The sequence below is a fragment of the Klebsiella sp. JN_Kp127 genome (assembly GCF_040062505.1).
Lineage (GTDB): Bacteria > Pseudomonadota > Gammaproteobacteria > Enterobacterales > Enterobacteriaceae > Klebsiella > Klebsiella quasipneumoniae.
The window spans coordinates 1-11,565 of sequence record NZ_JBEAHS010000020.1 but is presented as its reverse complement, the minus strand read 5'-3'; the positions used below and the strand labels follow the sequence as shown (position 1 = coordinate 11,565).

The 11,565-nt window shown below is 59.3% G+C and carries 10 protein-coding genes; 7 read left to right on the top strand and 3 right to left on the bottom strand.

Translation table 11 applies throughout. From position 1 onward, the window contains the following. Positions 1 to 331 precede the first annotated feature (331 nt). Positions 332 to 622 (bottom strand): PerC family transcriptional regulator, encoded by a 291-nt coding sequence (locus ABLV04_RS08250; RefSeq protein ID WP_004153693.1) that lies wholly within the window; start codon positions 620 to 622, stop codon positions 332 to 334. 311 nt (positions 623 to 933) lie between these two features. Then, the gene (locus ABLV04_RS08245) at positions 934 to 1,500 is read right to left on the bottom strand and encodes a LuxR C-terminal-related transcriptional regulator (protein ID WP_032454598.1); all 567 of its coding nucleotides are present in this window, start codon (positions 1,498 to 1,500) and stop codon (positions 934 to 936) included. 633 nt (positions 1,501 to 2,133) lie between these two features. Here ABLV04_RS08245 and pgaA point away from each other — a divergent pair. From pgaA to pgaD, 4 genes are read left to right on the top strand one after another with little or no spacing between them, the layout of a single operon-like run. Further along, positions 2,134 to 4,581 carry a poly-beta-1,6 N-acetyl-D-glucosamine export porin PgaA gene (gene pgaA, locus ABLV04_RS08240; protein WP_180266246.1) on the top strand — a complete coding sequence of 816 codons (2,448 nt, stop codon included), beginning with the start codon at positions 2,134 to 2,136 and terminating at the stop codon, positions 4,579 to 4,581. Positions 4,582 to 4,589: 8 nt separating this feature from the next. Further along, positions 4,590 to 6,605, top strand: a complete 2,016-nt coding sequence (gene pgaB / locus ABLV04_RS08235; RefSeq protein ID WP_049013131.1) for a poly-beta-1,6-N-acetyl-D-glucosamine N-deacetylase PgaB — start codon at positions 4,590 to 4,592, stop codon at positions 6,603 to 6,605. Then, on the top strand, positions 6,598 to 7,929 hold the full coding sequence (gene pgaC, locus ABLV04_RS08230; protein ID WP_004206396.1) for a poly-beta-1,6-N-acetyl-D-glucosamine synthase: 1,332 nt from the start codon (positions 6,598 to 6,600) through the stop codon (positions 7,927 to 7,929). Before pgaB ends, pgaC begins: the two co-directional genes overlap by 8 nt. After that, positions 7,926 to 8,375, top strand: coding sequence for a poly-beta-1,6-N-acetyl-D-glucosamine biosynthesis protein PgaD (gene pgaD, locus ABLV04_RS08225; RefSeq protein ID WP_180266245.1), 450 nt, complete (start codon positions 7,926 to 7,928; stop codon positions 8,373 to 8,375). Before pgaC ends, pgaD begins: the two co-directional genes overlap by 4 nt. 47 nt (positions 8,376 to 8,422) lie before the next feature. Here pgaD and ABLV04_RS08220 read toward each other — a convergent pair whose 3' ends face one another. Then, positions 8,423 to 9,208 (bottom strand): DsbA family protein, encoded by a 786-nt coding sequence (locus ABLV04_RS08220; protein ID WP_023291680.1) that lies wholly within the window; start codon positions 9,206 to 9,208, stop codon positions 8,423 to 8,425. A gap of 225 nt (positions 9,209 to 9,433) precedes the next feature. Here ABLV04_RS08220 and ABLV04_RS08215 point away from each other — a divergent pair, with 225 nt between their 5' ends. The 3 genes from ABLV04_RS08215 to cbpM all read left to right on the top strand — a co-directional run bounded on the left by ABLV04_RS08215 (position 9,434) and on the right by cbpM (position 11,485). After that, on the top strand, positions 9,434 to 10,117 hold the full coding sequence (locus tag ABLV04_RS08215; protein WP_032454594.1) for a TerC family protein: 684 nt from the start codon (positions 9,434 to 9,436) through the stop codon (positions 10,115 to 10,117). Positions 10,118 to 10,262: 145 nt separating this feature from the next. After that, a complete protein-coding gene (gene cbpA, locus ABLV04_RS08210) occupies positions 10,263 to 11,180 on the top strand; it encodes a curved DNA-binding protein (RefSeq protein WP_023291678.1) in 918 nt (305 codons plus the stop codon). After that, a complete protein-coding gene (cbpM, locus tag ABLV04_RS08205) occupies positions 11,180 to 11,485 on the top strand; it encodes a chaperone modulator CbpM (protein WP_132135318.1) in 306 nt (101 codons plus the stop codon). Before cbpA ends, cbpM begins: the two co-directional genes overlap by 1 nt. Positions 11,486 to 11,565 lie beyond the last annotated feature (80 nt).

Here is an 11,565-nt window from a genome sequence, read left to right as displayed (position 1 = left end):
CGTCTGATGTATATCGCCCGGCGGCGCTGCGCTTGCGCGGGCCTACGCTGTTTGAGCCTGCGGAAGGACCCGTAGGCCGGATAAGGCATTGATGCCGCCATCCGGCACAACCGCGGGTACGGCGTCTGATGTATATCGCCCGGCGACGCTGCGCTTGCGCGGGCCTACGCTGTTTGAGCCTGCGGGAGGACCCGTAGGCCGGATAAGGCATTGATGCCGCCACCCGGCACAACCGCGGGTACGGCGTCTGATGTATATCGCCCGGCGACGCTGCGCTTGCGCGGGCCTGGGGGTCAATGAAACGTCTGCACAAACGCAGTGAAGAAAGGTATTACTCGGCGGCGGTTTTCCCTTTGCCGGGCAGCCTGAACGCTTCGCCATAGGGCTTCGCAATGCCCATGCGATACTGCGTCTCCTTTGCCGCCTGGTGGAGATCGGCGAACTCCTCTTTCGGCGCCGGCGGACGTTGCGCCTTTTTCAGACACTGATTGCGATGGTGACGGATCCACTCTCGGTCCTCATCGTCCAGGCAACGCTGCATCACCTCAATCCATCTGGATGCCGCCCGACGGTAGAGCCCGCAGGCTTCTAACCGCTCCGCAATACTGTCCCTTATTCTCATCCACCTCGCTCCTCTGATGCTTTCACGATATCTCATGGTATTCCGACGCGTGAGTCGGAATACCATGGTAGAGTTAATTTATGACAAAACTATTCCTCTGCGGCGCAAGGAATATAATCATTATAATAATCGCTGTGCATAGCAAACCGCCATGGCGGTAATTACTTCCAAAGAGCTCCGGAATTATATGCCGGGCGCCGCCCTGGATACCGACTGGTATCGACGGTTGTACCTATCAATATCTATTTAATTTATTACATTTCCATCGTCACATACCTTGCGATATCACCTGTTCCCTGTACAACCACGCCTTATGGCGATCGACCGGACTGGTCCAGCAGTTTATTTTTGAAGATAAATAAGCAGGCTTCATTAAAATTATCTAACCCCAGTCGCTCATAAAGCGCGGTCCGCTTGCGGTAAAGGCTTTTTAGCGAAGTATTCAGATTCACCGCCACCTCCTCCATTGTCATCCCCGCCCCAAGAAAACGCAGCATCAGCTGCTCTGTCATACTTAAGCGCAGATTGTCGAACCACTCTTTGGTCAGCCGCTTGCTCTTCATCTCCAGAAAAAGCCCAAATAAGGTCGCCATATCGGCGGGTGATAATGACATGTTTAAAAACGATTTCAGACTGAGTAAATGCTCTTCCCGATGGCGCATATCGAGGACAATACAGCATATTCGCTTTCTGGATTGTGCCGCCTCCATGACCAGATAATCGTAATGACAAAGCGGCGAACGGCTATCAACCAGCAGAGAGAGTTCATCAACCTCATTATCTAAAATCGCTTTTCCGCTAGAATCTAACTGAATGATATCAGGAAAGAAATTCTTAACTCCTTGAAAAAGATAGTGATCCTGGGTAACTAATATCATTGAATTTGCCACAAGTCTTCCCTTTAACATTTAATCAACAAATTCTCGTCAACCAGACGTTTTCCTTGCCCCTGGGGAACGCTCCGCATGGCGGTAAAAATAACGAGATCTGTGATTTATCATTAGCGCGGCATCTGAATCTGGCTGTGAAAAACCTCCCTGGGTGCGGACAGAAAATAAACGGATTAATTATAAATAAAAAAATCCCACAGAAAAGATGCTTTTTTTGCTATTGAGAATTTTTGTCAGAAATCATCTTAAATATCCATGAAAAACCTTTCTCCTCACTGCAATATAAGCCACCCAACAAAATTAAAACAAAATTTCAGCCAACTCCATTTTTTATTTATTTCAGTAAGTTAAAGGAACTCGCTTCAACATGGCGATTCGAATTAAACCATTTTTACAGATTTATCTTAAAACGCAGTTCGTCATTTAACCATATTTATCCGCTGCGGTATCGGGTATAAATTATCCATTCAATTATCCACAGGAGATATGTTTATTACTTTGCAATAAGTCATTCACCCGCAGTGCCAGTCAGCTAAATGGGACCATCCTCATCCTTTAACTCACCGTCAAAGGACGGTCGTGTTGTGCAATGGATTCTTGATGAACATATGGCAAATAGAAATGGAAAGATCACCTTATTCAAATACGTTATTGTTTAATCGCAACACGAAACTCTCGCTGTCAATCGGCGTGCTTTTGCTCTTCCCGACGCTGGTTCAGGGAGCGGACTCGCTCTATGACCAGCAGATCCTGCAAGCGCGTCAAGGCCAGTACGCCCCCTTTCTCTCATATCTTCAGCAATACCAGCTGCGGCATGCCTTAACCCCTTCTCAGGTAGCGGACTGGCTGCAGGTAGCCCTCTGGGCCGGCCAGGACGACGAGGTGGTGAAAGTCTGGCGACGCTATCAGGTCTATATGCCGCTTCCCGCACGGGGCACCGCCGCCGCGGCGCAGGCGATGCGCAACCAGAAACAGTGGCAAGCCTCGCTCCTCCTCTGGCAGCAGGCTCTCAGCCAGGCCCCCGACAGTGACGACTATCGTATCGGCTATATCAAGACGCTGGCCGATGCCCGCAAGGACGGCGAGGCGCTCAGAGAAGCGCGTCGCCTGGTGGCGGAGCAGGCGAGCATTGCCCACCTGCAGACCCTCTCTTATGTCTACCTGCGGCTTGGCAAGAGCTGGGACCAGCTGCTGGTGGACACGCAGATCCTCGATCGCGAACCGCAGAATAAAGCCGCGCTGGCGAGCCTGATGGCGACCCTGACCCGCAACCGGATCGACTCCCCCGCCCTCGGCCTCGCGAATAACGTCGAACTGACGCCCGCGGAAAAGCGCAACCTGCAGCTGAACGCCGCCGCCGAACTGGTGCGCCTTGCCGATACGCCTTCCCGTGAAGAAAAGGCGCGTTATGCGCTGGCCCGCACGGCGCTGGCGCAATACGACGCGATGATCGCCGCCTGGCGTCCCGACCCGCAGGCCGCCCCGGACATCACCCGGGCGCGCATTGACCGTCTGGGCGCGCTGTACGCCAACGCAGACTACGCGCAGGTTATTCGCGAATACCAAAGCCTGATGGCGCAGCAGCAGGCGGTTCCCGACTGGGCCATCGGCTGGGTTATCTCCTCTTATATCGCGCTTAAGCAGATTGAGCCCGCGTTGACGCTTATTCATCAGCATCCCTCGTGGCTGACGAGCCAACAGAATGAAGAACATGAGCTTTTCTACGCCCTGCTGGACACCGCTCAGTACCCGGCGGCGCAGCGGTATGTCGCCCGACTCACCCGGAATGCGCCCTATATCCGTCATCTCTACGGCTCGCCGACGCCCCAGCCGAACGACGACTGGCTCACCGCGCAGTCGCTTAACGTGCACTATCTCTCCGCCACCAACGCCCTGCCGCAGGCCGAAGCCCGTATGCAGCGCCTGGCGGCGACGGCCCCCGGCAACCAGGGGCTGCAGATCGACTATGCCGCCCTGCTGCAGGACAGAGGGCTGCCGCGGGCAGCCGAACGCCAGCTGAAAGCGGCGGAAGCCCTGGAGCCCGCCAGCCTGCAGCTGGAGCGCCAGCAGGCCTGGGTCGCCCTCGATCTGCAGGAGTGGCGGCAGATGGATCTGCTGACCGACGACGTTATCGCCCGCTCGCCACGGGATCTGAATACCCAGCGCCTGGCCAGAGCCCGCGAAATCCATCATTTCTCCGAGCTGCGCCTGAGCGTCGGCAAAGGGCTGCATTCCGACAACCCGGTGAGCGGTACCCACGACCTCAGTTTTGAGACGGCGATCTACAGCCCGCCGATAGCCGACAGCTGGCGATTGTTCGGCGGCCACCGCTTTGCCCAAGGCAATTTTGAAGAGGGGAAAGGCAGCCGTCGCCAGCTGTTCGCCGGTATTGAATGGCGTCCGCGCGACGCCTGGGGAGAACTTGAACTCTCCAGCGTCAATTTTCACGGCGAGAATAAGCCCGGCGTCCGCCTTTCCGCCGCGCACGACGTCAACGATCGCTGGCAGCTGGGCGGCGAGCTGGAGCGGATTTCGCAGCAGACGCCGCTGCGCGCGTTACGCAACGGCGTCAGCGCCAACCGCGGCGAAGGCTGGCTGCGCTGGTATCAAAACGAGCGCCGGGAGTACCGCGTCAGCGCGGCCGCCAGCCGCTTTACCGACCACAACCGTCGTCAGGAGTACACCCTCTCCGGTAAAGAGCGCCTCTGGCAGACCCCGTGGCTAACGCTGGATCTGCAGCCCGGTCTGTCGGCCAGCGCCAATAGCCGCACCGACACCGCGTATTACAGTCCGGCCCGCGACCTCGCGGCCACCGCGGCGCTGGCGGTCGATCACACGCTTTACCAGCGGTATGACACCGTCTGGAGTCAGCAGCTACTCGCCGGCGGCGGCAGCTACTGGCAAAAAAATCACGCCGCCGGCGCGATAACGACGCTGGGCTACGGACAGCGTCTGCGCTGGAACAACCTCGTCGACGCCGGGGTGATGCTGAACTGGGACAAACGCCCCTACGACGGTAAACGTGAAAACAACCTCGCTATCACTGTTGATGCAAACATACGGTTTTAAGGATGACCATGCTGAACACGACCCTGCGCAACGGCCTGATGCTTCTCGGCTGGCTGTGCCTTATCTTCAGCGTGCGTGCTGAGGAAGTCCCCTTCCTCGCCCCGCAGCAACGACCCCAGCTGGAGGCCAATAACCCCTGGCCGGCGGATCGCTTTCTGGTGCTGGCCTATCATGACGTCGAAGACGACGCCGCCGACCAGCGTTATCTTTCGGTGCGTACCAGCGCGCTTAATGAGCAGATCGCCTGGCTGCTGCATCACGGCTACCATGCCGTGAGCGTTCAGGACATTCTGGACGCGCATCATGGCCTTAAGCCGCTGCCGCCTAAGGCTTTTCTTCTCAGCTTCGACGATGGCTATAGCAGTTTTTACACTCGCGTCTGGCCGCTGCTTAAAGCCTGGAACGTTCCGGCGCTGTGGGCGCCGGTGGGCAGCTGGGTGGACACCCCCGCCAACCAGCCCGTTAATTTTGGCGGCCTGATGACGCCGCGCGATCGCTTCGCCACCTGGGAGATGGTGCGCGAGCTTAGTCGCTCGCCGCTGGTGGAGATCGGCGCGCACACCTGGGCCTCGCACTACGGCCTGCCGGCCAATCCACAGGGCAGCCGCGAGCCCGCCGCCGCTAACCGCGGCTGGGACAAAACCACCGGCCGCTATGAAAGCGACGCGCAGTTTACCCGGCGAATGGCCGATGACGTGGAGAAAGTGACGGCGAAAATCCACGACGTCGCCGGGAAAGCGCCGCGCGCCTGGGTGTGGCCCTACGGCGCCGCCAGCGGCAGCACCCTGGCCATCGCCAAACAGCAGGGGTATCAACTGGCGTTTACGCTGAACGACGGCCTGGGCAACGTGAAGGATCTGGATAATATTCCGCGCATGCTGATCGCCGGTAACCCGTCGATCAAGGCCTTTGCCAACGCAGTGGCGCAGATTCAGGAAGCCGATCCTGTTCGGGTGATGCATGTGGATCTGGACTATGTCTATGACCCCAATCCCGTCCAGCAGGCAAAGAATATCGATAAGCTGGTGCAGCGCGTCTATGACATGAAAATCAGCCACGTCTTTCTGCAGGCCTTCTCCGACCCGCAGGGTGACGGCACGGTCAAGTCGCTCTATTTCCCCAACCGCTGGCTGCCGATGCGCGCCGACCTGTTTAACTTCGTCTCCTGGCAGCTGCAGACCCGCGGCGGGGTGAAGGTTTATGCCTGGATGCCGGTGCTGGCCTTCGATCTCTCGTCCGATCTGCCGCGCGTTCAGCGCTGGGATCCGCAAACCGGGAAGGCGTTACTTGCCCGTCAGCCCTATGTCCGCCTGTCGCCCTGGGATCCCCGGGTTCGCCAGCAGATCACCGACATCTATGAGGATCTGGCCCGACACGCCAGCTTCAGCGGGATTCTGTTCCACGACGACGCCGTGCTGACCGATTTTGAAGACGTGAGCCCGGAGGCGGTCGCCGCCTGGCGGCAGAGTGGCCTGGCGCACGATGCCGGCCCGGTGCCCCAAAGTCCGCAAGAGCGCCAGGCATGGATGCGTTTCAAAAGCCAAACCCTGACCCGCTTCACTCTGCAGCTGCGCCAGTCGGTGCAGGCCATCCGCGGCCCGCAGGTAAAAACGGCGCGTAATCTCTTCGCCCTGCCGATCCTTGAGCCGCAGAGCGAAGCCTGGTTTGCGCAAAATCTGGATGACTTCCTTGCCGCCTATGACTGGACGGTCCCCATGGCGATGCCGCTGATGGAGTCCGTGCCGATTGACGCCAGCCAGGCCTGGCTGACGCGGCTGGTGCAGGCCGTCGCCCGCCGCCCGGGCGCGCTGAAGAAAACCATCTTTGAGCTACAGGCCAGAGACTGGAACCGACGCCAACGCAACGCCATTCCCGACCAACAGCTGGCGGACTGGATGCATTTGCTGCGGCTAAATGGCGTCAAAAACTACGGCTACTACCCAGACGATTTCATTAACAATCAGCCAGATATCTCCCGTATCAGACCGCAATTTTCTTCCTGGTGGTACCCTGACCATGACTGATCGCATTATCGCATTGTGCATTTTATGCCTCGTTTTCGGGCTGCCGTTAGGCGTCGCAGCGGCGTTTACCGGCGAGCTTATCCTCGACTTTGTCTTTTTCTGGCCGCTGTTTATGTCGGTGCTATGGATCACCGGGGGTCTGTACTTCTGGTTCCAGCTGGAGCGCCACTGGCCGTGGGGAGAGGATACCCCGCCGCCGTCGCTACCGGGCAATCCGCTGATCTCGATCCTGATCCCCTGCTTTAACGAGGAGAAAAACGCCCGGGAGACCATCAGCGCGGCGCTGGCCCAGCGTTACGCCAACCTCGAAGTGATCGCGATTAACGACGGCTCTTCGGACAACACCGCCCAGGTGCTCCAGCAATTGGCGCAGGAGGAGCCAAGGCTGCGGGTGATCCACCTGGCCGCCAATCAGGGAAAAGCGGTGGCGCTCAAAGCGGGCGCCGCCGCCGCGCGCGGCGATCTGCTGGTCTGCATCGATGGCGACGCCCTGCTGGACCGGGATACCGCGGCCTGGCTGGTCGCCCCGCTGATCCACTACCCGCACGTCGGGGCGGTCACCGGCAATCCGCGGATCCGCACCCGATCCACGCTGATCGGCCGCATTCAGGTAGGGGAGTTCTCGTCGATCATTGGCCTTATCAAGCGGACGCAGCGGATCTATGGCCGGGTCTTTACTGTCTCCGGCGTGATCGCCGCCTTCCGGCGTCAGGCCCTGGCGGACGTCGGCTACTGGAGCCCGGATATGATCACTGAAGATATTGATATCAGCTGGAAGCTTCAGCTCCGCCACTGGGACATCTTTTTCGAGCCGCGGGCGCTGTGCTGGATCCTGATGCCTGAGACCCTCAAAGGGTTATGGAAGCAGCGTCTGCGCTGGGCCCAGGGGGGAGCCGAAGTCTTTCTGGTCAACCTGCGCCGCCTGTTTCACTGGCAGCATCATCGGATGTGGCCGCTGTTTCTGGAGTATGCCTGCTCCACGCTGTGGGCCTTTGCCTACGCGGTCACCATCCTGCTGTTTATCCTCAGCCGCCTGATGCCATTGCCGGACAACCTGACAGTGCACAGCCTGTTTCCGCCTGAGTTCACCGGCATGCTGCTCGGCCTGATGTGCCTGCTGCAGTTCGTCGCCAGCCTGTATATCGAACGGCGCTATGAGAAAAAGGTCGCCAAATCCCTGTTCTGGGTGATCTGGTTCCCGATGGTTTACTGGATGATCGGCCTGCTGACCACGCTGGTCGCTTTTCCGAAAGTGATGTTGAAACGTCAACGTTCCCGCGCGCGCTGGGTGAGCCCGGACCGGGGAAAAGGAAGCCTGCGATGAATGAAAATACGCTCATCTTAACCGAACACCGCGTGCTGCCCCGGCTGGTGGACGCCGGCTTAACGCTGCTGGCCTGGCTCGGTTTTCTGTTCTTTCTCTACGCCAATTTGCTGATGCAGTTCATCGCGCCGCCCTCCCCGCGCTGGTCGTCGTTGATGGACTCCCTGAATACGGCGCTGGTGTATTTATTGATTGCCGCGCTGAACGGCTGGTTGCTGATCCTCTGGTACCACTATAACCGACGCCGCGCCCATACCCGGCGTCACACCGCGGTGCTTACCCTGCAAGATGAGGAGCTGGCCAGCAGCTTTAACGTCGCCCCGCAGATCATCTCCGAAATGAGTCGCTATAATTTGCTGACCGTTTACCACGATCACATTGGCCAGATTATTGATTTAAAAAGCCACGCGCTGCCGCCGCCGCCCGAGGAGAGGGATCAGGAATGATAGCAGGGCCGCCCCCGGCGGCCCTGACTGGGTAACGACGCCGCCGATCAGCCGCCGGCCTTTTTAATGGCGGCTTCGAGCGAGGCTTTATCCGCCAGCCCCGGGAAGACGGTGATGCTGGCTTCCGTGGCGCCAGTAGTCGGCATCACGATCACGCCCGGCGTGCCGCTGAGACCAATCTCCTGCGCCAAGTCGTTAATGCTCTGCAGCACCGGTTCGACGTCGGTGGCCTTCTTCGCATCAAAGCCGGCTTTCTTCGCCTGCTGCTGGATATCCGCCGTCGTCAGCTTGCCTTCGTTATGTCCGGTGGCGTAGATCCCGTTATGGTAGGCCAGATAGGCATCCGCCCCTTTCTGCTGATAGATCTGCAGGCCGGTTTTCGCTGCTTCCAGCGAGCTTTCCCAGCGGCCGCCGAAGATAGGCCACTCTTTAAAAGCGAAGCGGGTCTGCGGATGCGCTTTAATCACCTGCTCCATCACCGGCGCCAGCCGGCTGCAGTAGACGCACTGGTAGTCAAAGAACTCAATCACCGTGACTTTGCCGTTGGCCGGGCCGTAGGTCGGGGTATTTTTATCCTGGGTCAGCAAGGCGGCATTCTTCAGCACCGCCTGGGTGGCCGCGCTGGCCTGCTGCTCAGCCTGAATTTGCTGCAGTTTCTGGCTTGCCTGCAGGAGAACTTCCGGGTGGGCGACCAGGTAATCGGCGGCAATTTTGCCGATTTGCGCCTCCTGTTCCGCGGTGAAAGTCGCCGGCGCGTCAGCGGCAGAAGCCATCGCCGGCAGTAAGACAGCGCTCAGCAGGGCGACAGAGAGGTATTTCTTGTGGCCAGACATAGTGGGGATCCTTGCGATAAGTGAACAGCAGGTGAGTCTGCATGACAAAATATCACCCTTTTTCGCCGAAGCCTTGCCCGACGGCGCGTTGATTCGTAACTTTATTTTTCAGGCTCAGGTTTCCCGCGCGACGGCGCGGACCGGCGCCAGTGGTCAACGCTCCCCGGGCGGAGCCCCCGGCGCAACGGCTTTTCGTGGTATTTACTTCAGGTGGTTTCTCTCGATATGTATGCGTTTCTTCAACAATGGGACATGGCGGTGATTATGCTGCAGATTGTCGCCATCGACTTACTGCTGGGCGGCGACAACGCCGTGGTGATCGCCATGGCCTGTCGCAAACTGCCGCCACAAAAACGCACCAAAGCGATCGTCATCGGCACCGTAGGCGCTATCCTGGCGCGCATCCTGCTGCTGGCGATCGCCCTGTATCTCCTGTCGCTGCCGTGGCTGAAAATAGTCGGCGCGCTGCTCCTGATGTGGATTGGCATCAGGCTGGTCAGTAATGAGGAGGACGAGAGCGAGGTTGCCAGCTCCGGCAGCCTGTGGCGCACCGCAGTCACCATCACCGTCGCCGATGTGATCATGTCGCTGGATAACGTGCTGGCGGTGGCCGCCGCAGGCAAAGGGCACATTGCGCTGGTCGCCCTCGGCGTGGCGATCAGCATTCCGGTTATCGTCGCCGGCAGCAAGCTGGTGCTGGCCCTGCTCACTCGCTTTCCCGCGGTGGTGCTGCTGGGCGGGATGCTTATCGGTTGGATTGCCGGGTCAATGCTGGTCAGCGACCCTACCCTTCGCCAGCTGTTTCCCACCGCCGGCGACGGCATTGCGCGCCTGGCCGGCGCCATCGGCGCGCTGCTGGTGCTGTTCGCAGGCTGGCGCCGTCGTCCGCGGCCGCAGGTGAAAGACTAGCCGCGCCCATGACGCCGTTGACCCCGACGGCGTCAAGTTTCCGCCACTTTTCTTCCCCTTCAGGGCGCATTTGCCCTACGCTTTATACAGACGCCTGATCCAGGGAATATGTAACCACCGCACTGAGCATAGATGAGATAACAGCATGGAATTGAAGGATTATTATGCCATTCTCGGGGTGCAACCAACCGACGATCTGAAAACCATCAAGACCGCCTACCGCCGCCTGGCGCGCAAGTACCACCCCGACGTCAGTAAAGAAAACGATGCCGAAGCCAAATTTAAGGATCTCGCCGAAGCCTGGGAAGTCCTGAAAGATGAGCAACGGCGCGCGGAATACGATCAGCTCTGGCAGCATCGCAACGATCCCGGGTTCGGTCGCCAGCAGCAGACCCACGAGCAGAGCTACAGCCAGCAGGATTTCGACGACATCTTCTCCTCCATGTTTGGCCAGCAGGCGCATCAGCGTCGCCGTCAGCACGCGTCGCGCGGCCACGACCTGGAGATCGAGGTCGCGGTGTTCCTTGAAGAGACGCTGGCTGAGCAGACCCGCACCATCAGCTATAACCTGCCGGTGTATAACGTGTTCGGCATGATCGAAAGCGAGACGCCGAAAACGCTGAATGTGAAGATCCCCGCCGGGGTGGCCGATGGACAGCGCATCCGCCTGAAAGGCCAGGGGACGCCGGGCGAAAACGGCGGGCCGAACGGCGATCTGTGGCTGGTGATCCACATCGCCCCGCACCCGCTGTTCGACATCGTGGGACATAACCTGGAGATCGTCCTGCCGCTGGCGCCGTGGGAGGCCGCGCTGGGCGCCAAAGTCACGGTGCCCACCCTGAAAGAGAGCATTCTGCTGACGGTGCCGCCGGGTAGCCAGGCAGGGCAGCGCCTGCGTATCAAGGGCAAAGGGCTGGTGAGCAAAACCCACACCGGCGATTTGTTCGCCGTTATTAAAATTGTGATGCCGCCAAAACCAGATGAAAAAGCGCGTGAGCTCTGGCAACAGCTGGCCACCGCCGAAGCCAGCTTCGATCCGCGTAAGACATGGGGGAAAGCCTGATGGCTACAGTAACAGTGACGTTTACCATTACCGAATTGTGCCTGCGTACCGGGGTGTCGGAAGAGGAGCTGACGGAGATTGTCGGCTTAGGCATGATTGAACCGTACCAGCCGCAGGCGGACGCCTGGCTGTTCGACGACAGCGCGGTGACGATCGTCCATCGCGCGGTGCGCCTGCGTAACGAGCTGGAGCTGGACTGGCCGGGGATTGCGGTGGCGCTGACGCTGCTGGATGAGAACGCGCGGCTGACCCGCGAAAATCGCCTGCTGCAGCAGCGCCTGGCCCGCTTTCTCGCCCACGGATAGGGGCGACATCCCGGGTGGCGGCGTACCGTCTTACTGCCGGGTGGCGGCTACGCCTGACCCGGCCTACAAACGGCACCAGG

What these genes read in the sequence shown, in the direction of transcription:
- ABLV04_RS08250 (WP_004153693.1), bottom strand. Translation starts at nt 622, where the DNA reads ATGAGAATAAGGGACAGTATTGCGGAGCGGTTAGAAGCCTGCGGGCTC.
- ABLV04_RS08245 (WP_032454598.1), bottom strand. Translation starts at nt 1,500, where the DNA reads ATGATATTAGTTACCCAGGATCACTATCTTTTTCAAGGAGTTAAGAAT.
- pgaA (WP_180266246.1), top strand. Translation starts at nt 2,134, where the DNA reads ATGGAAAGATCACCTTATTCAAATACGTTATTGTTTAATCGCAACACG.
- pgaB (WP_049013131.1), top strand. Translation starts at nt 4,590, where the DNA reads ATGCTGAACACGACCCTGCGCAACGGCCTGATGCTTCTCGGCTGGCTG.
- pgaC (WP_004206396.1), top strand. Translation starts at nt 6,598, where the DNA reads ATGACTGATCGCATTATCGCATTGTGCATTTTATGCCTCGTTTTCGGG.
- pgaD (WP_180266245.1), top strand. Translation starts at nt 7,926, where the DNA reads ATGAATGAAAATACGCTCATCTTAACCGAACACCGCGTGCTGCCCCGG.
- ABLV04_RS08220 (WP_023291680.1), bottom strand. Translation starts at nt 9,208, where the DNA reads ATGTCTGGCCACAAGAAATACCTCTCTGTCGCCCTGCTGAGCGCTGTC.
- ABLV04_RS08215 (WP_032454594.1), top strand. Translation starts at nt 9,434, where the DNA reads ATGTATGCGTTTCTTCAACAATGGGACATGGCGGTGATTATGCTGCAG.
- cbpA (WP_023291678.1), top strand. Translation starts at nt 10,263, where the DNA reads ATGGAATTGAAGGATTATTATGCCATTCTCGGGGTGCAACCAACCGAC.
- cbpM (WP_132135318.1), top strand. Translation starts at nt 11,180, where the DNA reads ATGGCTACAGTAACAGTGACGTTTACCATTACCGAATTGTGCCTGCGT.